This window comes from Halomonas getboli (assembly GCF_023094245.1).
GTDB lineage: Bacteria > Pseudomonadota > Gammaproteobacteria > Pseudomonadales > Halomonadaceae > Halomonas > Halomonas getboli.
The window spans coordinates 82534-108618 of sequence record NZ_JALMEW010000004.1 but is presented as its reverse complement, the minus strand read 5'-3'; the positions used below and the strand labels follow the sequence as shown (position 1 = coordinate 108618).

Genomic DNA, 26085 nt, shown 5'->3' with positions numbered 1-26085 from the left:
TGTTGTGCGCCCGCGGCTGCGACGGATCGCAGGGTCGGGCGAAGAATGGGATCAAACGTGGCGCAAGGATGCCAGTCGCCTGCGTTGACGCGAAATAAAGCGCAATACCCTACCGTTGATGATACACACGTTTCAAATTCGCCGAATGTCTTAGAAACGGGGGGAAACGAGGCCCCACGTGGCCTGCGTGCGCGTATAGTCGGCCGGCAAAGGGGGCGGATGGTTGTTGTCAACGAAGCCATCGGATAAACGCGTGCGCGAGAAGCCGAGGGCGGGGGCGGGGCGTAATGAGGAAAAGGGAAAGGCGTAGCGCCAGGCCCTGGGGCCTGGCGGCAGAAGGGCTACATCAGCCACGCGAGCAGCAGCGGTAAATAAAGCAGCGACAGCAGGGTCGAGCAGAACACCAGGCTGGCCACGTATTCCGGTTCGCGGCGGGCCTTCTGGGCGAAAAGATAATTGAACACCGCCACCGGCATGCTCATCTGCAGCACCAGGATGGCGTGGGCCATGGGCGGCAGGCCCAGCAGTGCGCCGATGCCCCAGGCCAGCCCCGCGGCCAGCGGCAGGCGCAGCAGGCAGAAGCCGAGGCCCGAGCGCAGATTCCTGACCTGGATATTGGCCAGCGACACCCCGAGGGTGATCAGCATCAGCGGCACCGTGAAGCCCGAGATCAGGTCCACGCTGTTGGCGATCCACGGTGGCAGGGCGGTATCGGTGAGCAGCAGCGACAGGGCGATCAGGATGGCGTAGACGGTGGGCGTCTTGGCCAGGGACTTCAGCGGATTGCCGCGGCTGCTCATCATCGTGCCCAGCGTGAACTGGAACAGCGAGACCGTGACCATCACCGTGATGCCGAAGGCGAAGCCGGCCTCGCCGAAGGCGTAGAGCACCACCGGCAGGCCCATGTTGCCGGTGTTGGGATACATCATCGGCGCCAGCAGCACGCGCCAGTCGCGCCGCAGCAGACGGGCGGAGACGAGCGTGGCCGCGCCCATGGCGATCAGTACCAGGGCGGTGGCCAGCATGGTGCGGCCGAAGCTGTTGGCGTCGATGTCGGCGCCGGCCAGCGAAGCGAGCACCAGCGACGGGGTACCGATGTTGAATACCAGGCGGGTGACGAAGGCCACCGGATATTCGTGACCGAGCCGAACCCAGCCGAAGCCCAGGGCGGCGCCGGCGATGACGGGCGCCATCACGGCGAACAGTTCGGCGAACATGCGCTGTCTCCTTGAATCAGTGAAAGCAACGTGGCGACCCATCGAGGGCGCCCCAGGCGCCCCCGAGGGGATCAGGCCAGCTCGGCAGCGGCGGCCGAGGCCGCGCTGTCGCGCGAGGCCAGGGCTCGCTGGGCCTGGCGCTCCAGCGACAGGTTCAGGCGTTCCACCAGGCCGGCGATCAGCGCGCGCTGGCGCTCGCTCAGCGAGGCCTGGTGGCGCGCGGCCTCGGTCAGCGCCTCGCCGGCCGGCTTCACCTCGCTGGGAGAGCGTCCCTTGGCGCTGTCGGCATAGGCCCGGGCCAGGGCATCGAAGAAGCCCCGCTTGGCGCGGTGAAGGGTGTCGTCCGGCAGATCATCCAGGCGGCGTCGCAGCTGCAGGCAGGCATAGCCGATATCGAGCCCGGTCAGGCCGAGGGTGAACAGGTGGCGCTGGTCCTCTGGCAGGACGTCGTCATGCTTGGCCAGGTGCAGCAGGCGGTCGGCCATGCCGCCGACGAAACGGGCCTCCGCCTCGTGGATCGGCGGTGCGGTCAGCCGGCGCAGATCGCCGACGATGGCGCCCACCAGCCGGCGTTTGCGCAGCCTTGAGCCGAAGCCGGGCAGCAGGCGGAAGCCGGTGACCACCGCGGACAATCCGATCATCACCGCGATGGCGCGGTTGATGAAGCTGTCGAACGAGAAGTCCATGCCGTTGCCGGGCATGGTCAGCAGGATGTTGCCGATGGTGAAGGCCAGGCAGTAGCCCATCAGGCGGGGCGTGGCCGCGCCCAGCAGGCCGAGGAACAGCGGCGGCAGGAAGGTGGCCGCCAGCATCGGGAAACCGCTGGCCTGGGCCAGCAGCACGTGGCCGAACAGGAAGGCGCTGGGGATCGCCGCCAGCATGCCCTTGGCGAACATCATGCAGATCACCACCGGATTGTCGCGGCTGGCGAAGAAGGCCGAGAACAGGGTGCCGAGCAGCATCGCCACCTGGCCGTTGTTCCAGGCGGTGGCCATCCAGAAGCTGGCGAGCAGCGAGAAGATCAGCCCCGCTCGCAGGGCGTTGAAGGCAGCGACCAGATGGTCGCGATGCCAGGCCAGCGCCACCGCGCGCAGCTTGACGCGCCCCGGATGGGTGATGGCATCTCGCGCATCGAGCATCACCACGGCGTGGCCCAGCGCCTCGCGCATGCCCAGCAGGCAGCGCTGCTCGAGGGGCGTCCAGTTCTCGTCGGGGCAGTCCTTCACCCGGTGACGCAGGGCATGCAGGCGGCGCTGGGCGGGGGCGACGCCACTGACCTCCGCCGACTCGCGGAAGCCTTCGGCGAGCTCGCGGGCCAGCCGATGGATCGCCGGGGAGATGCGCTCGCCGTAGTGATGCAGGATCTGCTGCAGGGCGTGCAGGGTCGCCATCAGTCGCAGGCTGCGGCGGGTCAGCACGTGGCTGGCGCGAATCCGCCCCGGCCCCTCAGGGCCCTCGTAGCGGGCGGCCTGGCTGTCGGTCTCGAGCTGGGTGAGCGGCTCCAGGCTCTGGGTCAGGGTGTCCTGGAGCGCGTTCAGATCGTTCGAATCGGTCAGTCGCAGGGCGGCATGCTGAAAGGCCTGGTTGACCACCTCGTCGGCCTGCCGGCCAAGATGATCGCCGACCTTGATCGGCCACAGCAGCGCGCTGACCAGGGTGGCGCACACCGCGCCCAGCGATAGCTCGGAGAGCCGCGCCACGGCGATGGCGAAGATGCCGTCGGGCCGGCTGGCGCCGATCACCACGATCAGCATGGCCGTGACGGCCCCCATGATGCAGCCGTAGGAGGCGTTGTTGCGCAGCAGCGAGCTGCCATAGGTGCAGGTCATGATCCACACCGTCAGGGTGGCCAGCGCCGGAATCGGTGCCTGGGCGAACAGGGCCATGATGGTGATGCCGGCGCCGCAGCCGACGAGGGTGCCGCTGATCTGGCTGAGCCCCTTCTCGATCACCATGCCGCTCATCGGGCGGACCTGCAGGAAAGCCGCCGAGATCAACGCCCAGTAGGGCCGATCCAGGTCGCACCACAGCGCCGCGTAGAGCGCCAGCAGCATCGCCAGTGTCGCCTTCACGGCGAACTTCACCGACTCGGCGCTGGGGGTCAGATAAGCCTGTAGCCAGGGCGACATGCGCCGTTACTCCGCCGGTTCGGCGTTCGGCTCTACATAAACCGACGCGGTCATCCCGGCGCTCAGAATCGTGCCCTCGGGGATGTCGTCCAGGGCGATGCGCACCGGGATGCGCTGGGCCAGACGCACCCAGCTGAAGGTCGGCTGCACCTGGGGCAGCAGCTGGCTGTTGGGCGTGGTGTTGTCGTCGGCGATGGCGCGACCGATGCTCTCGACGTGGCCCTCGAGCTCGGTGTCGCCGCTCATCAGGATCACCTTGGCCGGGTCGCCGACCGAGAAGTGCGGCGTCTTGGTTTCCTCGAAGTAGCCGGTGACGAAGTAGGAGCCGTCCTTGATCAGCGCCATCGCGTCCTCGCCGGCGCTGACGTAGTTGCCTTCGGTGAACTGCAGGTTGAGCACATGGCCCGCCGCCGGCGCCTTGACCGTGGTGCGTTCCAGGTCGAGTTGCGCGCTGGCGAGCTCGCTCTTGGCCTGGTCGAGGGTGGCGCTGGCCACCTGGCGGTTGATGCGGGCCGTCTCCTGGCCCTCGGCGCTGATCGCCTGCCGGCTCAGGCGGCTGCGCCGCGAGGCCTCGTCCTGGCTCTGCTTGAGCTCGGCCTGGCGCTGGGCGACCACCGCCTGGGCCTTTTCCACCGCCGTGCGGTAGCGCGCCTGATCGATCTGGAACAGCGTCTCGCCGGCGTCCACGTGCTGGTTGTCGCCGACCGGCAGCGACACCACGCGGCCGGAGACGTCGGGGGCGACGGTGATCACTTCGGCGCGGACGCGGCCGTCGCGGGTCCAGGGGGTATAGAGGTAGTAGTGCCACAGCCACAGGCCGGCGGCGATGGCCAGGGCGACGACGACCAGGGTGACGAGGCTGCGTAGCAGGGTGCGCATGTTCAGACGTTCCCGGTGGCGGAAGAGAGGTAGGCGATGACGGCGGTGCAGATCACGAACAGCGAGGTGTCGAACCAGGCCTCGAACCACAGCCGGTTCGCGCCCAGCAGCCGATAGAGCGCCGCGCGGATCAGCAGCGTGGCGCCGAAGCCGAGCAGGGCATACAGCAGCAGGGGAGAGAGGTAGAGGCCGCCGACGGCGATTTCGCGAAGTCCCATGCTCGCTCCTTGAGCGTCGTTAAGGTCTCCATTCTAGCAATCGCGGCCGTTGGAGGCACGATGACGGGCGCTCGCCGCCAGAGTGGCGAGCGGCTCAGGCGTCGGCCGGGCAGGCATCGAGCGAGGTCGGCCAGCCGCTGGGGCGGCTCTGGCGCAGGAACTCGAGCAGCGCCGAGACCTTGCGCGGCCGATGCCCGTGGGGATAGAGCAGCGACACCGGCATCGCCGGGGCCTGCCACTCGGGCAGGCAGCGCACCAGCTGGTCGGGATGGGCCGAGCGGCGGCGTTCGGCCATCCACTCCGGCAGGATGCCCAGGCCTTGGCCGCGGGCGATGGCGTCGGCGTGCAGCAGCAGGCGGTCGACGCGCAGCCGCGAGCCGGGCGGGCAGACGTCGTATTCCCCCTGCCGCGCATGGCGCAGCACCAGGCCGCGCGTGGCCTCGCCGAGCAGGTCGATCCAGGCATGGTCGTCGAGGTCGCGCGGATGTTGCGGCGTGCCGTGGCGGGCCAGGTAGTCGGGATGGGCGTAGAGCCCGCGGGACAGCCGGGCCACCGGCTCATGGCGCAGGGCGGTCTCGCCGACCTCGCCGTACCACACCACCACCGAGGTACCGGCGGCGCCATGTGGCAGCCGCTCGCGAGTGGCCAGGTTCAGCGTGAGCCCGGGATGGCGCGCCATGAATTCGTCGAGGGCGGGCCCCACCCAGCTGCGTGCCAGTGCCTCGTGGACCTCCAGCGTCAGCTCGCCGCTGATCTCCTCGCGCAGCTCGTCCAGGGCCTGGCGGCCCTTGTCGGCCAGGGCAATCAGCCGCAGGCAGTAGTCATGGTAGACGCGGCCCGCCTCGGTGGGCTCCAGGCGGTTCGACTGGCGCCGCATCAGCGGCTGGCCGAGCCGGGTCTCGAGCTGCTGGAGGCGGCGGCTGAGGGTCGACTTCGCCACGCCCAGGCGACGGGCGCTGAGGGTCAGGCTGCCGCTTTCCATGACGTCGGCGAAGGCGAGCAGTTCATCGGCATTGTGCATGGCATGAAGCGTGGGTGCGGACGGAGCGGCCATCCTAGCAACTGTGTGGTTGAAAATCATTATCGTTGATATTTGGATTTTTTGAGGCTGGGCGGGAGCGTCGTGATGGAGAGAGCCGTGATGGAAGGGGGAAGGGCGGCGTTGCGGATCGCGCAACGCGACGTGCGGTGATCTGAGCGGGAGAGTGTGGAAGAATCTTAATGATAAAAATTCTTATTCAATATAAAGCCGGCCCAACGAGGCCGGCGGGATCTTCAGGAGTTGCAACAGATGTCGTTCCCCTCTTCCCGCACCGTCCTCGCCTCGCTGGTCGCCGGCCTGGCGGCCTCTTCCGCCATGGGCCAGGAAACGACCGAGCTCGACGATGTCGTGGTCACCGCCACCGGCTACGAACAGCAGGTTCAGGATGCCCCGGCGTCGATCAGCGTGATCACCCGCGAGGACCTGGAAGGCCGCGCCTATCGCGATATCACCGATGCGCTGCGCAACGTGCCGGGCGTGACCGTCACCGGCGGCGGCTCGTCCCAGGACATCAGCATCCGGGGCATGGGCGCCAAGTACACCCTGATCCTGGTCGACGGCCGCCGCCAGGGCTCGCGCGAGACCCGCCCCAACAGCGATGGCCCGGGCATCGAGCAGGGCTGGCTGCCGCCGCTGTCGGCCATCGAGCGCATCGAGGTGATCCGCGGCCCGATGTCGTCGCTGTACGGCTCCGATGCCCTGGGCGGCGTGATCAACGTGATCACCCGCAAGGTGCCGCAGACATGGGGCGGTGAGGTCTCGACCGGCATGACGCTGCAGGAAGACTCCGCCTCCGGCGACGAGCATAACAGCCGTTTTCACGTGGCCGGCCCGCTGATCGGCGACCGGCTCGGCCTGCAGGTCTACGGCCAGTACGACCGACGCGACGAGGACGCCATCCTCGGCGGCTACGCCGACCAGCGCCTGGCCAGCGGTACCGCGAAGCTGACCTGGACCCCCGACGACATCAACGAGATCGGCCTGGAGGCGGGCTACAGCGAACAGCGCCGGATCACCAACCCCGGCGAGTCCGCGGCCCTGATTTCCCGCGGGCAGCCCAACGAGCGCTCCGAGCAGACGTATGACCGCCGCCACTTCGCGTTGAGCCATGACGGCCATTTCGGCGTCGGCAGCACCTCCAGCTACGTGCAGCACGAGGAGATCGACAATCCCTCCCGCGACAACAACTATCAGAGCACCGTGGCCGACACCAAGGCGGTGCTGCCGCTGGGCGCCCATATCCTGACCCTGGGCGGCCAGTACGAGGATCAGCGCCTGCGGGACGGCGGCAACCAGTCCGAGACCTCCGACCTGAGCGAGCTGACGCGCTACCGCTGGGCGCTGTACGCCGAGGACGAATGGCTGCTCGCCGAGGATGTCTCGCTGACCGGCGGCGTGCGCTTCAACGAGGACGAGGACTACGGCAGCCACTGGTCGCCGCGCCTCTACGGCGTCTGGCATCTGGACGAGCGCTGGACCCTGAAGGGCGGCGTCTCCTCCGGCTTCCGCGCCCCCGACCTGCGCTACACCAGCCCCGGCTGGGTTCAGGTCAGCCGCGGCGGCAACGTCTACGGCAACCCGGACCTGGAGGCGGAGACCTCGGTCAGCCGTGAGCTGGGCCTGCACTATGCCGGCGACAGCGGCCTGATGGCCGGCCTGACCGTCTTCCACACCGACTTCGACGACAAGATCACCCGGATCGACTGCCCTGCGTCCGTGTGCACCGAGGGCGCCAACCAGTTCGGCGCCGCCCCGACCTACCGCGTCAACGTCGACGAGGCGGTCACCCAGGGCGTCGAGTTCTCCCTGTCCACGCCGCTGGCCGACGATCTGGACCTGAGCGCGAGCTACACCTACACCGACTCGGAGCAGAAGAGCGGTGAGTACAAGGGCGAGCCGCTGACGCAGCTGCCCAAGCATCAGGTCACCGCCTCGTTAGACTGGCAGGCCACCGAGCGCCTGAGCCAGTGGACCCGCCTGACCTATCGCGGCGAGGAGAGCCAGCCCACCACCGGCCCGTCAGATGATGCCATCGTCGCGCCGTCCTACACCTTCGTGGATACCGGCCTCGGCTATCGGCTGACGCCGCAGACCACGCTCAACGCCGGCCTCTACAACCTGTTCGACGAGGACATCACCGAGGACGAGTACGGCTACGTCGAGGACGGCCGCCGCCTGTGGCTGGGCGTCAGCGTCGAGTTCTGAGGCGTCGGCCGCGCGTCCGTTACGCCGGCGGCGTTGCGAAGCATCGAACGCGACGTTGCCAGGCGCAGGGCTGAGACCTCTATTGCGATTCATTATCATTCATAGCCAAATGCATGGCCGGGCGCACCGTCGCCCGGCGAGCCGAGGAGCCTTCATGCCCGTTTCCCTGCCCAAGACCAAGACCCTGATCGGCGCCAGCCTGCTGGCGGCACTCGCCGCCGCGGTCACCCCGGCCCAGGCCCGCACCCTGGATACCGCCCACGGCGAAATCGAGGTGCCGGATGCCCCCGAGCGCGTGGTCACGCTCTACGAGGGCGCCCTGGACGCCGCCCTGGCGGCCGGCGTGATGCCGGTGGGCGCGGTCACCACCCGCGGCGGCGGCGACGTGGCCCGCTACATCGAGCCGCACCTCGGCGATCAGCGTCCGGCGATCGTCGGCGTGGTGCGCGAGATCAACATGGAGGCGGTGGTCGGCGAGCGCCCGGACCTGATCCTGGCCGGCCCGCGGCTGTCCGATGAGCAGTACCGGCTGCTGTCGCGCATCGCGCCCACCGTGGTGCCGACGAGCCCGGGCATCACCCCCGACGCTTGGAAGGTCGAGGCGCGCCAGTTCGGCGAGGCACTGGGCCGCGAGGACGAGATCGACTCGGCCATCGACGATGTCGAGGGCCGCGCCGCCGAGCTGGCCGAGCGCGTGCAGGCGGGCGACGTCGGCGCCACGGCCAACCTGGTGCGCTGGATGCCCCAGGGCCCGCTGGTGATGTCCGACCAGCTGTTCTCCAGCGGCCTGCTCGAGGCCGTCGGTCTGGACGTGGCCTCCGACGATCTGGTCAACGGCCGCGGCGTGCACAGCGATCCGCTGAGCCTGGAGAACCTGTCAAAGCTGCAGGGCGACTGGCTGTTCCTGGCCACCCTCAACGAGGAGGGCGACGACGCCCTGGCCGCGGCCAAGGATTCCCCGGCCTTCGCTCGCCTGCCGGTGGTCGAGAACGGCCAGGTGGTGCCGGTGGACGGCCAGCTGTGGACCAGCGCCAACGGTCCGCTGGCCGCCGAGGCCATCCTCGACGACATCGAAGCGGCGCTCGTGCCCTGATGTCGAAGGCTGCCTCCGTCAAGATCGAGCCCCGCCCAGCGGCGGGGCTTTCCCGTGCCATGCTGATGCTGTTCGGCCTGCTGGCGCTGGCGGCCTTGGCCAGCCTGCTGTGGGGCGCCGGTGACGTCGGCCCGGCCCGCGCCCTGGCGGTACTCGCCGGGCACGGCGATAGCGAGGCGCGGTTCGTGGTCGAGACCCTGCGCCTGCCGCGCACCCTGATCGGCGTCGCCGTGGGGCTCTCCCTAGGCGTGGCCGGCGCGCTGCTGCAGGCGGTGTCGCGCAACCCGCTGGCCGAGCCCGGGCTGCTCGGCGTCAGCGCTGGGGCCGCCTTCGCCGTGGCCGTGGCGCTGTGGCTGGGCGCCAGTGCCGCGACCCTGCGCGTCGCCGTGGCCCAGGTCGGCGCCCTGGTCGGCTGCCTCGCGGTGATGAGCGTGGTGCGCCTGCGCCGCCTGGGCGATGACCCGGTGCGTCTGGTGCTGGCCGGGGCCGCCTTCTCGGCGCTGCTGGCCTCGCTGACGTCGCTGCTGCTGCTGTTCGATCAGCGCACCGCCGACGAGATCCGTTTCTGGGTGGTGGGCAGCCTGGCCGGGCGTCGCCTCGACGATCTCGTCGCCGTGCTGCCGAGCCTGGGGCTGGCGCTGGCCGTCACCGCGCTGATCGCTCGGCCCCTGGCGGCGTTGGCGCTGGGCGAACGGGTCGCCTCGGGCCTCGGCCATCGCCCCGGCCGGGTGCGCGCCCTGGTGGTGATCGCGGTGGCGCTGCTGGTCGGCGCCGCCACCGCCATCGCCGGGCCGATCGCCTTCGTCGGCCTGGTGGTGCCCTTCGCGGCGCGCGCCCTGGCCGGCCCCGATATTCGCCGTACCCTGTGGCTGTGCCTGCCGCTGGGCCCGCTGATGGTGCTCGCCGCCGACGTGGTCTCGCGGCTGGTGGTGGCGCCGTCGGAGCTGCCGCTGGGCGTGCTCACCGCCCTGGTCGGTGCCCCGGTGCTGGTCGCCGTGGTGCGCGCTCGTCGATTGCCGACCCTGTGAGCCGGAGACCGTCATGTCCGATACCCTGCTGATGCCTTCCCGCGCCGCCGCCCGGGGCCTCGATGCGGGCGCCGCCGAGCGCGTCGCGCCGCCGCCGGGCTACTGGCGCCTGGCCCGCGGTGAGCGCCATCTGCTGATCGAGCGCCGCGCGCTGATCGTCAGTCTATTGCTGCTGGGACTGCTGGCGGCCGCCTCGCTGGCCTACCTGTGCCTGGGCCAGCAGGTGCTGTCGCCCGCCGACGCCTGGGCGGCGCTGCAGGGCGAGGGCGACCCGCTGTCCGGCTTCTTGGTGCAGGAGCTGCGCTTCCCGCGGCTGCTGGCGGCCTGGCTGACCGGCGCGGCGCTGGCGCTGGCCGGCTGCCTGATGCAGACCCTGGCCCGCAACCGCCTGGCCACCCCCGGCATCATCGGCATCGACAACGGCGCCACCGCCTTCGCCGTGGCATCCATAGTGGGGCTCGGCGTGTCGCTGGCCCCGCCGGCCTTGGCGCTGGTCGGCGCGGCCACCGCGGCGGCCATCACCTTCGGCGTGGCCAGCGGCGGCGATACCCGCGGCTATCGCTTCATCGTTGCCGGCATCGGCGTCGGCGCGGTGTTCGGCGCCGTCACCCAGCTGCTGCTCGCCCGGGTGGACATCGATACCGCCAACCAGGCCTATCCCTGGACGGTGGGCACCCTGAATGCGCGCCCGGGCGACGCCGTTGCGGTGCTGGCGGTGGGCCTGGCACTCGGCTGGCCGCTGGCCATGGCGCTGGCCCGCTCGCTGTCGCTGATGCGCTTCAGCGACGCCGTGGCCCGCGGGCTCGGTGTCGGGCTGCGCCGGCGGCGCGCCCAGACGCTCGGGCTCTCGGTGCTGCTCACCGCGCTGGCGGTGGCGGTGGCCGGGCCGGTGGGCATGGTCGGGCTGATCGGCCCGGAGATCGCCCGCTCGCTGTCCTCGTCGCGGGGCGTGCCGCTGACCGCCTCGGCCTTGGCCGGCGCCCTGGTGATGGTGCTGGCCGACCTGGCCGGCCGGCTGCTGCTGGCCCCCATTGAACTGCCGGTGGGCATCGTCACCGCCGTGGTCGGCGGCCCCTGGCTGCTGTGGATTCTGATGCGTCCCGCCAATAGGAGAGTGTCATGAACGCCCCGCAACGCCTGCAGGCCGAGGCACTGAGCCTGAGCCACGGCCGCACCGCGATCATCGAGGACCTGGCCGTCGAGCTGCCGCCGGGCCGGGTGACCGCCATCGTCGGCCCCAACGGCTGCGGCAAGTCGACCCTGCTGGCCGGGCTGGCGCGGCTGCATGCGCCGGATTCGGGCGCGGTGCTGCTCGACGGCCAGGACATCCAGCGCCTGCCGGCCCGGGAGCTGGCCCGGCGCCTGGCGCTGCTGCCCCAGGAGGCCACGGCGCCGGAGGGGCTGACCGTGGGCGACCTGATCCGCTTCGGCCGCCAGCCCCACCAGGGCTGGCTGCGCCAGTGGTCCGGCGACGATCAGCGCGCGGTGGAGGAGGCGGTGGCCGCGGCGGGGCTGGAGGCGCTGGCCGACCGGCCGCTGGAGGCGCTCTCCGGCGGCCAGCGCCAGCGCGCCTGGATCGCCATGACCATCGCCCAGCAGACGCCGCTGCTGCTGCTCGACGAGCCGACCTCGGCGCTGGACATGGGCCACCAGCTGGAGGTCTTCGAGCTGGTCAAGCGCCTGGCCGCCGACGGTCGCACCTTGGCGCTGGTGCTGCACGATCTGGCCAGCGCCTGCCGCTATGCCGATCACCTGGTGGCCATGCGCGATGGGCGCATCGTTGCCCAGGGCGCGCCCGCCGAGGTGGTCACCGAGGCGCTGGTGCACGAGCTCTACGGCGTGCGCTGCACCCTGGTACCCGATCCGGCCACCGGCACGCCGATCCTGACCGACCTGCGCCGCGCCTGAACGCAGCGCGCCCCGGCAGGGCCGGGGCGCGTGAAGGAGTGGCAGTCAGTGGTCGAGCTGGGTTATTCGGCGGCCTTCTGGGCGCTCTCGCCGGCGCTCTGCAGGGCCTGGCCGATGCGATCCAGCGCCTTGGACGCGCCTTCCTGGGTGGTCTCCCAGGCGCTGGCAGCGCCCTCCTGGGTCTCGCTCCAGGCGTTGCGCATGCTCTCGCGGGCCTGGTTCCACCAGCCGTCGGTGTATTCGGGCTGGTCGCGCAGGCTGGTGGCGTCGAGGCTCAGGGTGACGCGATATTCGATATCCTCGATGCGCTCGCCGTGGCGGGTCTCGACCTTGAACTGGCCGGCCTCGACCACGTACTGCTTGCCGCCCAGGTCGAGCAGGCTGCCGGTGTCGATCACCAGCGCCCTCAGGCGCATGTCGTCGTCGAGCAGCACGTCTTCCACCTCGCCGATCGATTGATCGGGGTTGGCCTTGGCATAGACGTCGGCGTCGAGCAGTTCATCGGCGGAATACAGGCCCTGGGGCGCCGCCTGGGCGGTGGCGCTGACGGCCAGGCCGGCGGCCAGCAGGGCGGCGGTGAGGCTCGGCAGACGCAGGGAATCGCGGGTCATGGCATCTCTCCTTGAGTCGGTGTCCATCGCGCCGTCATGCATGACGACACCCCTTAGTGTCGTGGCAGATCAGTGAGTTTCAAGTCATCGCGTGACGAAGTGTTATCGCCGGCCATGGCCGGTCGGGGTCCCGGCGGGTGCATTATGGCGGCGTAGGCAGTAAGGTTTGCCCGCCTCGCGGTCGCCGATCCGGGGGGCTCGTCATCTTTCCATCGCCTCGTGTTCTCCTCTTTCCATTGCCCAACACCCCAAGGATTCTCCGTGGAACTGCTGCGCGTCGTCTTTCGTCACTATCGCTGGCCCTTCCTCGGCGTGATGCTGCTCAGCCTGGCCAGCGCCGGGCTCGGCATCGGCGCCATCGCCTTCATCAACCGGCGGCTGATCGACACGGTCGGCGACCCGACCGGCGTGCTGCCGGCCTTTCTCGGCGTGGTCGCCGCGCTGCTGGTGGTGACCCTGGGCTCGCAGCTGGCGCTGACGACCCTGGGTCACCACTTCGTCTACGGCCTGCGCGGGCGGCTGGTCAAGCAGATCCTCGATACCGATATCGAACGCATCGAACGGCTCGGCAGCGCCGAGTTGCTGGCCAGCCTGTCGAGTGACATCCGCAATGTCACTATCGCCTTCGTGCGCCTGCCGGAGCTGGTGCAGGGCGTAATCCTGACGCTCGGCTCGGCGCTCTATCTGGGTTGGCTGTCGCCGGGGCTGCTGGCGGTGACGGCGGTGTGGCTGGCGGTCACCATCGCCGGCGGCTCCTGGCTGGTGGGGCGGGTCTACCGGCACCTGGCGCGGGTGCGCGAGAGCGAGGACCGGCTCTACCGCGACTACGAGGCGATCATCCACGGCCGCAAGGAGCTGGCGCTCAACCGTGGGCGGGCGCGGCGCCTGTTCGAGGAGCGCTACGAGACCGACGCGCGCGAATACCGCGGCCAGATCATCCGCGCCGACACCTACCACCTGAGCGCGGTCAACTGGTCGAACATCATGATGCTCGGCGCCATCGGGGTGGTGTTCTTCCTCGCCAACGGCCTGGGCTGGGCCAGCACCTCGGTGGCGGCGACCTACTCGCTGACGCTGCTGTTCCTGCGCACGCCGCTGATCCAGGCGGTGGGGGCGCTGCCGACGCTGATCAGCGCCCAGGTCGCCTTCGACAAGATCGCCGCGCTGGAGCTGGCCGAGCCGCAGCGCGACTTCGCGGTGGCCGAGGCCGAGCCGGGCGACTGGCAGACCCTCGCCCTTCGCGACGTGAGCTTCGCCTACACCGGCGCGGACGGCGGCGAGGGCTTCCGGGTCGGCCCGCTGGACCTGACGCTGCGGCGCGGCGAGATGGTGTTCCTGATCGGCGGCAACGGCAGCGGCAAGTCGACCCTGGCCAAGCTGCTCACCGGCCTCTATCGGCCCCAGCAGGGCGAGCTGCTGCTGGACGGCGAGCCGCTGAAGGAGGCCGGCTGGTCGGCCTATCGTCAGCGTTTCTCCGCGGTATTCACCGATTTTCACCAGTTCACGGATCTGGTCGGCCCCGAGGGCGCCCAGGCCGACCCGGCATTGGTCGAGGCCTGGCTGGAGGAGTTGGCGATGCGCGACAAGCTGGCCTTCGACGGCCAGAGCGTGACCAATCCCGAACTCTCCCAGGGGCAGCGCAAGCGGCTGGCGCTGCTGATGGCGGTGGCCGAGGAGCGTGACCTGCTGCTGCTCGACGAGTGGGCCGCCGACCAGGACCCGCAGTTCCGCCGCGTCTTCTATCGCGATCTGCTGCCGCGGCTGCAGGCGATGGGCAAGACGGTGTTCGCCATCAGCCACGACGATCACTACTTCGACCGCGCGGACCGGCTGCTGGAGATGCACGGCGGCCGGCTGAGCGAACTCACCGGCGAGCAGCGCCAGCGGGTCAGCCGGGATGCGGTGGCACGCCTCGACGAGGCGGGGAGCTAGCACGATCGGGGAAAAGGGATGGTTAACATTTGTTTATGCAAATAAAAGCCATTACTATTTGTTTCGGTCAACGCGAACGTGGCGTTCCGCCTTGGCTCCCTTGTCCCCGAATCGTAAGGCACACAACATGACAGGCGTATCCCGCCGCTCGTGGCGGCTGTCTCCCCTGGCTGCCGCCGTCCGCTACGGCCTGGGTCTCTCGCTGATCGGCGCCGCTTCCCTGGCGCTGGCCCAGGACGACACCACCGATATCGACACCGACACCGTCGTCGTCAGCGCCACCGCGCTGAAGGTCGCGACGCCGACCATCGAGACCCCACGGGCCGTGTCCGAGGTCGGCCGCGACGAGCTGGACAAGCGCGCGGTCAACAGCTTCGACGAGACCTTCCGCTATCGCAGCGGCGTGCAGGCCACGCCCTATGGCAGCGACAACGGCGTCGACTGGTTCAACATCCGCGGCTTCAGCGGCGAGAACTCGACCTACCAGGACGGCCTGCGCCTGTTCCGCGAGAGCGGCTACTTCTGGTGGGTGACCGAGCCCTATGGCCTGGAGCGCGTCGACCTGCTCAAGGGGCCGGCCTCGATCCTCTACGGCGAGGCGCCTCCCGGCGGCGTGGTCAATGCCATCAGCAAGCGTCCCACCTACGAGCCACAGGGCGAGCTCGAGCTGCAGATGGGTAACAAGGGCCATCGTCAGATCGGCATCGACAGCTCCGGGCCGGTCGCCGGCACCGACAACATGCGCTATCGCATGATCGGCCTGTTCCGCGAGGGCGACGGCGAGCTGGACCACACCGACAACGAGCGGGTGTATCTGGCGCCGAGCCTGGCGGTGGATCTCTCCGATGACACCACCGTGACCTTCCTGGCCAGCTACATGAAGGATCACGGCACCCCGAGCAAGGGCTTCCGGCCGGTCGAGGGCTCGCTGGAGAGCACCGAGTTCGGGCGTATCGACCGCGACACCAACCTCGGCGAGCCGGACTACGAGCGCCAGGAACGTGAGCAGGTGTCCGTCGGCTACGAGCTCGAGCATGATATCGACGATACCTGGCAGTTCCAGCAGAACCTGCGCTATAGCCGCATGGATCTGATGCTGCGTACGCTGTCGCCTTACACCACGCTCAATGACGATCACCGCACGGTGGGGCGCTATCTGACCTATCGCGATGGCCACTACGACGCCTTTACCGCGGACAATCGTCTGATTGGCAAATGGTTTACCGACAGCACCGAGAACACGCTGCTGTTCGGCGTCGATTATCAGAACCTGGACGTCGATTATCGCACTGGCGATGGCACCGGTGACTTCTCCGTGTTCGATGTCTTCGATCCCGAGTACGGCGACTATGCTGCCGGCTCGCTGCGTTACGATGCCGAGGACAAGAAGGAGCAGATCGGCGTCTATGTGCAGGATCAGCTGCGGCTGAACGACCGCTGGATCCTGCTCGGGGGCGTGCGCCACGACACCGCCACCGTAGAAAGCTATAGCAATGACCCTAACGCGAATCAGTATGACCAGACCGATCATCAGCTGTCGTTCAGCGGCGGCGTGATGTATCTGGGCGACTACGGCATCTCGCCCTACCTCAGCTATAGCGAATCCTTCACCCCGAACGGTGGGCGTGGCCCTGATGGCCAAGCCTATGAGCCCAGTGAGGGCGAGCAGTGGGAGGCCGGGGTCAAGTACGCGCCCGACTGGCTGGACGGTTACATGACCGCTTCCGTCTTCGACCTCAAGGAAACCCATACGCTGTACACGGACGCCCAGTTCGTCCAGTCGCAGGGGGGCGAACGTCATTCACAGGGCTTCGAGCTCGAAGGCGTGGGCTATCTGACCGATCAGCTGCAACTCACGGCGGCCTATACCTATCTGGATACCACCGTCGAGGATCCCGACCGCGGTGAGTTCCGTGCCGGTCTGACACCGCGTCATCAGGCCTCTCTGTGGCTCGACTATGGCTTCGAGGGGGCCTTGCACGGTCTGGAGTTCGGCGCCGGAGCCCGCTTCGTCGGCGAAAGCGTCAACGCTGCGGCCGACAGTAACGATGAGGTGTCGTCCTATACCGTCTATGACGCGATGGCGAGCTATGACATCAATGCCGATTGGCAGGCCCAGCTCAACGTCACCAACCTGACGGATAAGGAATATATCAGCGGCTGCGACTCCTGGTGCTACTACGGTGAATCGCGCAGCGTGATCGGCAGCCTCAGCTACCGCTTCTGAGTCTCGCCTTTCACTACGCCAAACGCACCGCGCCCGGCCAGTTGGCCGGGCGCGGTGCGTTTGTATCGAAGGACGGAGGCTTAATTAACCGCCGAAGGGATTGGGTGAAGGGGCGGCGTCGAGCAGCGGGATCTCGGCGGGCGTCTGGGCGCCCGCGATGAACAGCGAGAGGCCCAGCAGCAGGATCAGCAGGCCACCGACCATGCCGGCCGCCTGCAGGCCGCGTTCGAGCCCCGGCCCGCGCACCGAGTGGCGGAGTCGACGCTCGGCCCAGCCCCGCGCCATGACGCTGGCCAGGGCCAGCGCCGAGACCGTCAGGGCGGTGCCCACGGCCATGGCCAGCACCGCCAGCACGCCGCTCCAGTAGTGCCCCAGCAGCGAAGCGGCGCCGACCACCAGCAGGCTGCCGCTGCAGGGGCGCATGCCGATCGAGGCGACCACCGCCAGGGCGCTGCGCCAGTCCTCGGCCTGACCCGGCGCCAGGTGATGGGCGCAGTCGCAATCGTGATGATGGTCATGGTCGTGGGAGGTTGCCGGTGAGTGAGGACGCCGGCGTGTCGCCGCGCGCCAGCACAGCCAGAGCCCGAGGCCGGCCACCAGCAGGAAGCTGGCCTGCTCCAGCCAGTAGACCGAACCCATGGCCTGGCGCGTCAGCCAGCCCAGGCCATGGACCAGCACCGTCACCAGGCCGATGGCGACCAGGGCCTGCAGCAGCGATGCCAGGCACGACAGCCACAGGGCGCGGCGCAAGGCGCCGCCCTGGCTCAGCAGGTAGGTGGCGAGCACCGCCTTGCCATGGCCGGGCCCGGCGGCATGAAAGATCCCGTAGCCGAAGCTGAGGCCGATCAGGCCGGCCCAGACGCCCGGGCTCGGGCTGGCGCCGAGATGGGCGATCGCCTCGGTCAGAGCGCGGTGAAAATCGCGCTGCCAGGTAATGAGCTGCAGGCCGAGGCCCTGGGCGACGCCGCTGCCAGCCACCGTGAACAGCACCGCCAGCAGTGCGCCGAGGGCGACCCACCAGGGCCAGTGCCGACGGGCGGCACTCAGGAGCGCAGACATTGCACTTCTCCGGTTTCGGCGAAGAAGCGGCCCAGCCCGTCCTCGGCCTGCTCGCCGCGATCCAGGCTGGCCGCCTCGGCGACCTTCGCCGGATCGGGATCGGCGGCAATGATGCGGGTGGTGCAGTCGGCATCGGCGATCGTCAGCGCGTCCGGCCTGGGCGTGTCGCCGTCCGTCTCGTGCAGCACCTCGAGATAGTAGCTCGGGTCGTAGAGGCGATAGTGCATCGGGGCCCGGTCCAGGGCCAGAGGCGCGGCCAGCGGCAGCCGGAACATGACCTCGACGCGATCGTCACGGATCAGGGCAGCGACGGCCTCGACCTCGCCCAGCGCCACGGGGTCGTCGTCGTGGGTGACGTGGGTGAAATAGTGCTGCGGCGCGAGGCTGTGCTGGATATCCGTGCCGAGCCGGTCTAGGGCCGCCTCCATCGACGCCTCGCCGGCTTCGGCGCGCAGCTCTTCCAGCAGCAGCTGGCTGTAGAAGGGATCCAGGCGCCAGCGCTGCTGCAGCGCCTCGGCGCGGCCTTGGTCATCCAGCATCACCCGTACCGAGACGTCCACCCAGCCGTGGGGATGCGCCTCGCCCACCAGCGGAAACAGGCTCAGGGCGCAGGCGACCCCCGTCGCCAGCCGTCGGTACCCGGCGTGTCGCGGCCGCCCGGTCTTGCCGTGTCGATCGTTCAAAGTCGTCTCAGCCCCCACATGAAGTAAGCGCCGCCCAGCAGCGAAGCGACCAGGCCGGCGGGAATCTCCTGCGGGAACAGTACCTGGCGGCCCAGCCAGTCGGCCAGCACCATCAGCAGCGCGCCAGTCAGGGCGGCCCCGGCGAGGTGCGCCCGGGCGCGGGTGAAGCCCATCAGCCGCGCCATGTGCGGCGCCAGCAGGCCGACGAAGGACAGCGGCCCGACCACCAGCGTGGCCGTGGCGGTCAGCAAGGCGACCAGCAGCAGCAGGGCGAGCCGCGCCCGACGCAGGTCGATGCCGAGCGCGGCGGCGGTGGCGCCGCCCAGCGGCAGGATGTCCAGCCAGCGGGCGAGCGGCGCGACGACGAGCGCCAGCAGCGCCGCCGCGCCGGCCACGATCGCGGCGCTGGTGGCATCGACGTAGTAGGTGGAGCCGGAGAGCCAGGCGATGATCTGCTGGCCGCGTGGATCGCCGCCGGCCAGCACCACCGCCTTGATCGCCTCGAACAGCGCCGTGATCGCGACCCCGGTGAGCAGCAGTCGCTCGGGCTGGAAGCCGCTCCTGCGGTTGACCGCCACCAGCACCGCCAGCGAGGCCAGGGCGCCCAGCACGCCGGCGCCGACCAGCGTCAGGTTGCCCGGCGACGGCAGCAGGAAGATCGCCCCCATCAGGGCGATGGCGCTGCCGCCGCTGATGCCTAGGATCTCGGGGCTGGCCATGGGGTTGGCGGTGAGGCGCTGGATCAGGGTGCCGGCGATGGCGAGCATCAGCCCGCAGCCGGCGGCGGCGAGCAGCCGCGGCCAGCGCCACTCGAGCAGGTTGGTGTCGAGGGGCGAGGCCCACTGCCAGCCGTCGGCACCCTGGCCGGCCAGCGCGGCCAACACGGTCATCGCCACCAGGGCGAGGGCCAGCCCGGCGATCCGTCGCCGCGGGGCGGGATGACGCGGGGCGGGGGTGCCGGCGTGGCTCGGCGGCGCCGAGCCGTTGAGGCGCAGGCGAGGAATCAGCCACAGCAGCAGCGGCGCGCCCAGGGCGGCGGTGGTGGCGCCGGTGGGAATCAGCGTCGGCAGGGTGCCGGCGTAGCGCTGCAGCAGCTGGTCGGTGGTGGCCAGCAGCAGGGCGCCGAGCAGCGTCGACCACAGCAGCCGCGTGCCCAGCCGCCGGGCGCCGGCCAGGCGCACGATGTTGGGTGCGGCGAGGCCGATGAAGCCGACGATGCCGACCGTGCTGACCACGCAGCCGGTGAGGAACACCGCCAGGCCCAGCCCGCCCAGGCGCAGCCACTTGAGCGACACGCCGAGGCTGCGGGCGCCGGCCTCGTCCAGCTCCAGCACCGCCAGCGGGCGCAGCAGCCAGACGGCGCCGAGGGCGCCCAGCGCCAGGCGCGGCGCCAGGAAGGCGGCATCGCTCCAGCCGTTCTGGGCCAGCGAGCCGGCGCCCCAGATCAGCAGACCCTTGAGCGCCTCCTGGTGGAACAGCAGCAGCACCATCGACAGGGCGCCGAAGTAGAGGTTGACCACCAGCCCGCCGAGCACCACCACCACCGGCGACAGGCCTCGCCGCCAGGCCAGGGCGAACACCAGCCCCATGGCCAGGCCGCCGCCGGTCAGCGCCACCCATTCGCGGCCCAGGGCGAGCAGCCCCGGGGCCAGCAGGCTGGCGGCCATCAGCGCCAGGTTGGCGCCGCTGGCCACGCCCAGGGTGGTCGGCGCCGCCAGCGGATTGCGCAGCACCTGCTGCATCAGCACCCCGGCCAGCGCCAGGCCGCCGCCGGCCATCAGCGCCATGGCCAGCCGCGGCCACCAGGCGAAGTGCAGCACCAGGGCGTCGGCGGAGGCATCCGGAATCGCCACCAGCGACGACAGCCCGGCCGCGAGGCCCAGGCCGTCATGAAGATGGGCGAGGGCCAGGCTCGCGGTCAAAAGGCTCAGCAGCAGGCAGACGCGGCCCGGCGTCAGCCGGCGTGTCGGGAGGGCGGTGCCAAGCGCATCAGCGGACATCGTCGTTCTCCAGAGCGGTCACCAGCTGCTCGGCGAAGCGCCGTGCGGAGGGCAGGGCGCCGAAGCTCCACACCGGGGGCAGGATCAGCGGCTCGCCTCGGCTGCGCTCGACCAGCCGCTGCCACAGGCCGCTGTCGGCCAGCGCCTCGCGCACGCCGGCCGGATAGGGCTCGACCACCACCAGCCGGGCGTCGAGGTCGGCCAGGGCCTCGAGGCCGACCAGCGAGAAGCCCCAGGCGTTGGTCCTGCCGCTCCAGGCGTTCTGTAGCCCCAGGCGGTCGATCACCGCCTGGTAGAGACCGTTGTCGCCGAATACCCGCACATGGCGGGCGTCCATGAACTGCACGATCAGCAGCGGCGGCGCGTCGGCGCCGAGACGCGCCTTCAGGTCGTCGAGACGCGACTCGGTGTCCTCGATCAGCCGCGTGGCGGCCTCGGGCCGGTCGACGATGTCGGCGACGCGGCGCGTCAGCTCGCGCATCTCGGCCCAGGTGTCGCGGCCAGGGGTATAGAGCGTCAGATCGTCCACCGGGGCGATCGCCTCGAGCCGCGGGGCGAGGTTGGCGAACATCGGTGTGACCAGGATGCGATCCGGGGCGAGGTCGGCCAGCAGCTCCAGGTTGGGCTGGGTGCGCAGGCCGAGGTCGACCACCGAATCCGGCAGCGTGGGTTCGCCCACCCAGGCGCGGTAGGCGTCGGTCTGGCCGACGGCTGCGGGCGGTGTGCCGAGGGCGGTCAGGGTCTCGGCCAGGGTCCAGTCGAGGGTCGCCAGGCGTGGCGTCTTCAGGGGCGGTGAGTCGGCCAGCGCCGGCAGGGCGGCGAGCAGCAGCAAGACGAGCGGGCCGGCGAGCCAATGGCTGGCCCGACGACGAAGGCAACGCTGGGGGGGCAAGCGGAACTCCATGATCGAGTGGCGGGCGACGCGTAGGCGACGGAATCAGTGGGCGATGGCGACCCGATGCTCGCCGACGGGATGACGCATCACGTGCATGGGGATGCCATAGATCGCTTCCAGGGTGTCGTCGGTCATCATCTCTGCCGGCGTGCCCTGGGCCAGCACTCGCCCGCCGTGCAGTGCCACCAGGCGGTCGCAGTAGCGCGAGGCCATGTTGATGTCGTGCAGCACGATGATCACGCCGAGGCCCAGCTCCTGGGAGAGCCGGCGGGTCAGGGCCAGCACCTCGACCTGATGGGCGATGTCCAGCGCCGCCAGCGGCTCGTCGAGCAGCAGGAAACGACTGCCCTGGGCCAGCAGCATGGCCAGCCAAACGCGCTGGCGCTCGCCGCCGGAGAGGGTATCCACCAGGCGGTCGGCGAAGGCCTCGGTATGGGTCAGGGCGATGGCGCGTTCGACCTGCTCGCGGTCCTCGCGGGTATGGCGGCCCAGCAGGCCGCGCCACGGATAGCGGCCGAAGGCGATCAGCTCGCGGCAGGTCAGGGTCTCGGCGCTGGGCAGGTGCTGGGGCAGGTAGGCCACCTGGCGGGCGAACTCGCGGTGGCCCCAGTCGCCGAGGGGGCGATCGTCGAAGCGGATGACGCCCTGGCTGGCGGGTTGCTGCTGGGCCAGCAGCTTGAGCAGCGTCGACTTGCCGGAGCCGTTGTGACCGATCAGGCCATGAACCCGGCCTTCCTCGAAGCGCAGGTCGGTGGGGTACAACAGGCGTTTGCCGTTGACCTCGAAGGTCGCGGCCTGGACGTCGAACATGGTGGGCTCCGTGGGTCGTCTCGGCACGGTGCCGTCGAATGGAGGAGCGGCGCCGCACACCCGCGTGAGAGTACTCGCAATAAGAATGGTTATCAATGTTTATGCCGCTGGGCAAGGTGCGGCAACGACGTGCGGTGCAGACGACACCGGCGGCCCGAGGGCCGCCGGTGGTCATGCTGGCTGTCGTGTCGACGCGGTCAGAAGTCGTAGCTGACGGTCGCCTTCACGCTGCGCTCGGCGCCGAAGTAGCAGTACTGCAGGGAGTTGCAGGAAGCCACGTAGTCCTTGTCCAGCAGGTTGTTGACGTTGAGGCGGGCGTTGACGCCGTCCAGGCCGAGCTGGCCGAGGTCGTAGCTGAGGGCGGCGTCGACCAGGGTGTAGTCCGGCACCTGCTCGGTGTTGGCCCGGTCGGCCTGGATGTCGGCGTGGTAGCGCACGCCGAGGCCGGCACCGAGGCCCTCGAGGGTGCCGTCCTGGACCGCGTAGGAGCCCCACACGGAAGCGATGTGGCGCGGCGCGTAGATGGCGTGACTGCCTTCCTCGCTGTCGTCGTCGCTCTTGGCGTAGGTGATGTCGGTGTAGCTGTAGCTGGCCTGGAGGCGGAAGCTGTCGGTCAGCTGGGTGCGGGCCTCGAGCTCGACGCCCTGGGATTCGATCTCGCCGATGGAGCGGTAAGGGTCGGTGGGCTGCTCCTTGGTGGCGACGTTGTCCTGCTCGATGTGGAACAGCGACACGCTGTACTGGTCCTGCGTCCCGTTGGGCTGGTACTTCAGGCCGGCCTCGAGCTGTTCGCCTTCCATCGGTTCGAGCACGTCACCATTGGCATCGACGAAGCTGGTCGGCGTGAAGGCGGTGTTGTAGCTGATGTAGGGCGCCACGCCGTTGTCGAACAGGTAGAGCAGGCCGGCGCGGCCGCTGAAGTAGGTCTCGTCGAGGGTATCGTCGTTGCCGGCCAGCTTCTGCTCGTTGGTGATCGAGACGCTGTCGTAGCGCCCGCCCAGGGTCAGGCGCCAGCGATCGTAGGCCATCTGGTCCTGCAGGTAGAAGCCGGTCTGGCTCAGCTCGTGGCGTTCGTCGCTGACGGTCGCGATGTCGCCGACCGGCTCGGCGCCGTACTCGGGGTGGAAGGCGTCGAGGCTGGGGAAGGCGCCCGAGGTCCACGTCACGTCGGTCTCGCGATGCTGATAGTCGGCGCCGACCAGCAGGGTATGGTCCACGGGCCCGCTGCTCAGCCGCGCCTCGAGCTGGTTGTCGAGGGTCCAGGCTTCCATGGACTCCTCGCCACCGGCGTAGTAGCGGTTGAGTTCGGTGTCGCTGGCCCAGCCGTAGCCGTAGACCTGGTTCATGGTCACGTCGGTATTGAGGTAGAGCAGCTTCTGGCGCCCCGTCCAGTCGTCGTTGAAGCGGTGTTCCAGGTCGTAGCCGAACAGCCGCTGGGTGCGCTCGAACTTGTCGAAGTCTTCCTCGCCATCGAAGAAGGTGTTGTCGATGTGGCGGCCGTTGCGGCTGTCGACGGCGCCCTCATAGGGCACGCCGGAATGGTAGCCGCCCTCCGGATCCTTCTGCAGATAGGCATGCAGGGTCAGGCTGGTGTCGTCGGTGATGTCCCAGGTCAGCTGGGGTGCGATGGCATAGCGCTCTTCTTCCACATGGTCGAACTGGGTGTCGGCGCTCTCGGCCAGGCCGGTCACGCGATAGGCGACCCGGCGCTCGTCGTCCAGCGGGCCGGTGAGGTCGAAGGCGGCACTGCGCTGAGCGTTGTTGCCGACGCCGAGCTGGATCTGGCCCGAGCGCTCGAACTCGGGGCGCTTGCTGGTCAGCGATACCAGGCCGCCGGGGGAGGCGCGGCCGTAGAGCACCGAGGCCGGCCCCTTGACCACCTCGATGCTCTCGAGGAAGTACGGATCGATGACCAGCGAGCTGTAGGAGTTGGCGTCCCCCATCAGCTTGAGGCCGTCGAGGAAGGTGTTGCTCAGGCTGCCGTCGGAGAAGCCGCGCAGCACGATGTAGTCGTAGCGGTTGGAGGCGCCGACCTGGTTGGAATAGACCCCCGGCGTGTAGTTCAGGGCTCGCTGTACCGACTCGGCGCCGCGTTCTTCCCATTCCTCCCGTTCGACCCGCGAGGTGGCCTGCGGCGTCTCGTTGAAGGGGGTCTCGGTCTTGGTCGCCGCCTGGGCGGTGACGGTCACGATGGAGAGGCTTTCGGCGTCCTGATCGTGTTCCTGGGCCTGGGCGGCAACGGTGATACCGGCGGCGGCGAGGGCGATGGCCAGCGCCAGGGGGCGTGGGGTCGGCATGCAAGAGTTCCTGTGACGAGAAGAGGTGTTGTTAAGTAATGAGAATTATTGCTTTTTGAAGGCCGTGGCGAGGTATGCGCAACGCTCTCTCGTCTATGCGCGGTGATCAGGAGGCCATCGTCAGGGAACTCGGCGAGATGCCGTAGCGGCGGCGGAAGGCGGTGGCGAAGTTGCTGGCATGGCGATAGCCGCAGAAGTGGGCGGCCTGCTGCACGCTGGAGCCGCGGCTCAGGTAGTCGTGGGCCAGGCGCAGCCGGCAGTCGCGCAGGTAGTCGAAGACGCTTGTGCCGAAGGCCGCGCGGAACTTGCGGCGCAGGCTGGCGGGGCTCATGGCGGCGAGCTTGGCCAGCGATTCCAGGCGATGCTCGGCCGCGGGATCGTCTTCCAGGGCGGCGCGCACCCGCTCGAGGCGCTGGCGCTCCCGTGGGGGCAGGCGTGTTGGGGGAGTGGCATCGGAGCTCGCCGCGTCGTGCGTCGCCTGGGGCAGGCCGTGGGCCAGCAGCTGAAGCCCCAGACCCTCGAGCAGCAGCGTCTGGGCTGGCGCGGGAAGCGGCGTGGCCAGTGCCTGTTCGAGCCCCTGCAGCAGCGCGCTCGGCGGTCGCCAGGCATGCATCCGCGAGCCGCTCGCGCTCGGCAGCGTCGTGCCCAGCTCGGCCAGCCGATCCTCGCCGAGCCCCAGGGTCAGGGCGCGCAGGCGCTGGCCGGCGGGCTGGGTCGCCTGCAGGCCGTGGTGCCCGTCGAGGCGCAGGCTCAGTGCCATGCCGGGCGTCAGCGTCAGGGTGCGGTCCTCGAGGCTGACGTCGGCGCGGCCCTCCAGCATGACCACGATCGACAGCGGCGAGGCCGCGCGGGAGCGGGAATCGTAGCGGTGCAGCACCTCCACATCGGAGGCCACCAGCTCCATGCCCTGGCCCAGCGACAGCTCGTGGACCTTGCCGCGTACCACAGGGTCCTCGTCGCGGGCGCCGAGATCCGGCACCCAATAGTCGATGCCGTAGCGTCGTCCGTAGGCCTGCAAATCGCGGGCGGTATGCTGGCGCACGCCGGACGCGGCGCTCATGACGCCTGGCGTTCCTGTGCCGAGGCACGCTCGATCTTGGCCTTCTGCCGGCACTCCAGCGGGCAGTTGGCGCAGTAGCCGAGATCGTCGAGCAGGTAGCGGATGCAGCACAGGCGGCGGATGCGGCTCGGGGCCTCGGGAGTGGCGGGCTCCACGTAGCGCACCGGCTGATGGAGCGGGTTGCGGCGCCCGTCGGGCAGGTGACGGCTGGCCATCAGCGCCCGGGCGGGCTCGACCGTGTTCGCCGAGGCCATGGGATGGTCGGCGAGGGCGTTGGTGAAGTGCTCGACATAGTTGCCGGCGTTGCTCCAGAACACCTTGGGCGAGGCGCCGGAAGCCGCGGCCAGGGCCTCGATCAGCGGCGTCAGATGGGTGTCGATCAGGGTAGCGAAGCGGCCGAGGCCGTCGAGCTCGGCGAGCGGCCGACCGGCGTGGCGCAGGCTGAAGCCGGCGGTCTGGCCTTCGTCCGTCTGGATCAGATGCAGATCGTCCAGCGCCAGCGGCAGGTCGCGCTCGAGCAGCAGGTTGGCCGCCAGGCCGTGAGCCGCCAGGGCAGAGAAGTGCCACTTGGACCACAGCGAGGCCACGGCCCGGCGGTCGCCGTGGCCGTACTGGGCGCCGAAACGCGTGAACAGCGCATCCAGCCTGGCTGGGTCGAGAAGGCGATGTGCGGGGAGGGTGTCCGCGCCGGGGGTGGCCTCGACGCGAGGCGGCGTCAGGAAATCGAGGGGACCGAGATAGAACTGCGACAGCGCGAGGGTCATGGCGCATTCACCGGAAGAAGCGTCGGTG

The 26085-nt window shown here is 69.7% G+C and carries 21 protein-coding genes; 7 read left to right on the top strand and 14 right to left on the bottom strand.

Translation table 11 applies throughout. The features are described from left to right. Nucleotides 1–341 precede the first annotated feature (341 nt). The 5 genes from MYL53_RS09925 to MYL53_RS09905 form a co-directional block, all read right to left on the bottom strand. Nucleotides 342–1217, bottom strand: coding sequence for an AEC family transporter (locus MYL53_RS09925; protein ID WP_247853628.1), 876 nt, complete (start codon nucleotides 1215–1217; stop codon nucleotides 342–344). Nucleotides 1218–1288: 71 nt separating this feature from the next. Beyond that, nucleotides 1289–3346, bottom strand: coding sequence for an FUSC family protein (locus tag MYL53_RS09920; protein WP_247853627.1), 2058 nt, complete (start codon nucleotides 3344–3346; stop codon nucleotides 1289–1291). Nucleotides 3347–3352: 6 nt separating this feature from the next. After that, nucleotides 3353–4225: an efflux RND transporter periplasmic adaptor subunit gene (locus MYL53_RS09915; protein ID WP_247853626.1), complete on the bottom strand. Its 873-nt coding sequence runs from the start codon at nucleotides 4223–4225 to the stop codon at nucleotides 3353–3355. Between the two features lie 2 nt (nucleotides 4226–4227). Next, entirely contained in the window at nucleotides 4228–4443 is a 216-nt protein-coding gene (locus MYL53_RS09910; protein ID WP_247853625.1) for a DUF1656 domain-containing protein, read from the bottom strand. 94 nt (nucleotides 4444–4537) lie between these two features. Continuing rightward, nucleotides 4538–5464, bottom strand: a complete 927-nt coding sequence (locus MYL53_RS09905; RefSeq protein ID WP_247853624.1) for a LysR family transcriptional regulator — start codon at nucleotides 5462–5464, stop codon at nucleotides 4538–4540. Between the two features lie 270 nt (nucleotides 5465–5734). Between MYL53_RS09905 and MYL53_RS09900 the strand changes: the two genes are divergently transcribed. From MYL53_RS09900 to MYL53_RS09880, 5 genes are all read left to right on the top strand, one after another. Then, a complete protein-coding gene (locus MYL53_RS09900) occupies nucleotides 5735–7690 on the top strand; it encodes a ligand-gated channel protein (RefSeq protein ID WP_247853623.1) in 1956 nt (651 codons plus the stop codon). A 154-nt stretch (nucleotides 7691–7844) separates the two neighbouring features. Next, complete coding sequence (locus tag MYL53_RS09895; RefSeq protein ID WP_247853622.1) at nucleotides 7845–8783, top strand: ABC transporter substrate-binding protein; 939 nt, start codon at nucleotides 7845–7847, stop codon at nucleotides 8781–8783. Nucleotides 8784–8842: 59 nt separating this feature from the next. Then, the gene (locus tag MYL53_RS09890; protein ID WP_247854007.1) at nucleotides 8843–9811 is read left to right on the top strand and encodes a FecCD family ABC transporter permease; all 969 of its coding nucleotides are present in this window, start codon (nucleotides 8843–8845) and stop codon (nucleotides 9809–9811) included. A 31-nt stretch (nucleotides 9812–9842) separates the two neighbouring features. Then, nucleotides 9843–10934, top strand: coding sequence for a FecCD family ABC transporter permease (locus MYL53_RS09885; protein WP_425591750.1), 1092 nt, complete (start codon nucleotides 9843–9845; stop codon nucleotides 10932–10934). Then, entirely contained in the window at nucleotides 10931–11719 is a 789-nt protein-coding gene (locus MYL53_RS09880; protein ID WP_247853620.1) for an ABC transporter ATP-binding protein, read from the top strand. Before MYL53_RS09885 ends, MYL53_RS09880 begins: the two co-directional genes overlap by 4 nt. A gap of 62 nt (nucleotides 11720–11781) precedes the next feature. Here the strand turns inward: MYL53_RS09880 and MYL53_RS09875 are convergent, their stop codons facing one another. Beyond that, nucleotides 11782–12330, bottom strand: a complete 549-nt coding sequence (locus MYL53_RS09875) for a PRC-barrel domain-containing protein (RefSeq protein WP_247853619.1) — start codon at nucleotides 12328–12330, stop codon at nucleotides 11782–11784. Nucleotides 12331–12591: 261 nt separating this feature from the next. Here MYL53_RS09875 and MYL53_RS09870 point away from each other — a divergent pair, with 261 nt between their 5' ends. Both MYL53_RS09870 and MYL53_RS09865 read left to right on the top strand, forming a co-directional pair. Then, entirely contained in the window at nucleotides 12592–14262 is a 1671-nt protein-coding gene (locus tag MYL53_RS09870) for a multidrug ABC transporter permease/ATP-binding protein (protein WP_247853618.1), read from the top strand. 127 nt (nucleotides 14263–14389) lie between these two features. After that, nucleotides 14390–16489, top strand: a complete 2100-nt coding sequence (locus tag MYL53_RS09865) for a TonB-dependent siderophore receptor (protein WP_247853617.1) — start codon at nucleotides 14390–14392, stop codon at nucleotides 16487–16489. 84 nt (nucleotides 16490–16573) lie between these two features. On the opposite strand, the gene MYL53_RS09860 is transcribed toward MYL53_RS09865, so the two are convergent. From MYL53_RS09860 to fhuF, 8 genes are all read right to left on the bottom strand, one after another. Beyond that, nucleotides 16574–17548: a nickel/cobalt transporter gene (locus MYL53_RS09860; protein ID WP_247853616.1), complete on the bottom strand. Its 975-nt coding sequence runs from the start codon at nucleotides 17546–17548 to the stop codon at nucleotides 16574–16576. Beyond that, entirely contained in the window at nucleotides 17533–18231 is a 699-nt protein-coding gene (locus MYL53_RS09855; RefSeq protein ID WP_247853615.1) for a DUF1007 family protein, read from the bottom strand. Before MYL53_RS09855 ends, MYL53_RS09860 begins: the two co-directional genes overlap by 16 nt. Next, nucleotides 18228–20231 carry a Fe(3+)-hydroxamate ABC transporter permease FhuB gene (fhuB, locus tag MYL53_RS09850; protein WP_247853614.1) on the bottom strand — a complete coding sequence of 668 codons (2004 nt, stop codon included), beginning with the start codon at nucleotides 20229–20231 and terminating at the stop codon, nucleotides 18228–18230. Before fhuB ends, MYL53_RS09855 begins: the two co-directional genes overlap by 4 nt. Next, nucleotides 20221–21123, bottom strand: coding sequence for an iron-siderophore ABC transporter substrate-binding protein (locus tag MYL53_RS09845; RefSeq protein WP_247853613.1), 903 nt, complete (start codon nucleotides 21121–21123; stop codon nucleotides 20221–20223). The genes fhuB and MYL53_RS09845 overlap by 11 nt, the downstream gene beginning before the upstream one ends. Nucleotides 21124–21168: 45 nt before the next feature. Further along, nucleotides 21169–21936, bottom strand: a complete 768-nt coding sequence (locus MYL53_RS09840) for an ATP-binding cassette domain-containing protein (RefSeq protein WP_247853612.1) — start codon at nucleotides 21934–21936, stop codon at nucleotides 21169–21171. Nucleotides 21937–22133: 197 nt separating this feature from the next. After that, nucleotides 22134–24233, bottom strand: a complete 2100-nt coding sequence (locus MYL53_RS09835) for a TonB-dependent siderophore receptor (protein WP_247853611.1) — start codon at nucleotides 24231–24233, stop codon at nucleotides 22134–22136. 106 nt (nucleotides 24234–24339) lie between these two features. Then, the gene (locus tag MYL53_RS09830; protein ID WP_247853610.1) at nucleotides 24340–25293 is read right to left on the bottom strand and encodes a helix-turn-helix transcriptional regulator; all 954 of its coding nucleotides are present in this window, start codon (nucleotides 25291–25293) and stop codon (nucleotides 24340–24342) included. Continuing rightward, nucleotides 25290–26057: a siderophore-iron reductase FhuF gene (gene fhuF / locus MYL53_RS09825; protein ID WP_247853609.1), complete on the bottom strand. Its 768-nt coding sequence runs from the start codon at nucleotides 26055–26057 to the stop codon at nucleotides 25290–25292. Before fhuF ends, MYL53_RS09830 begins: the two co-directional genes overlap by 4 nt. Nucleotides 26058–26085: the final 28 nt, after the last annotated feature.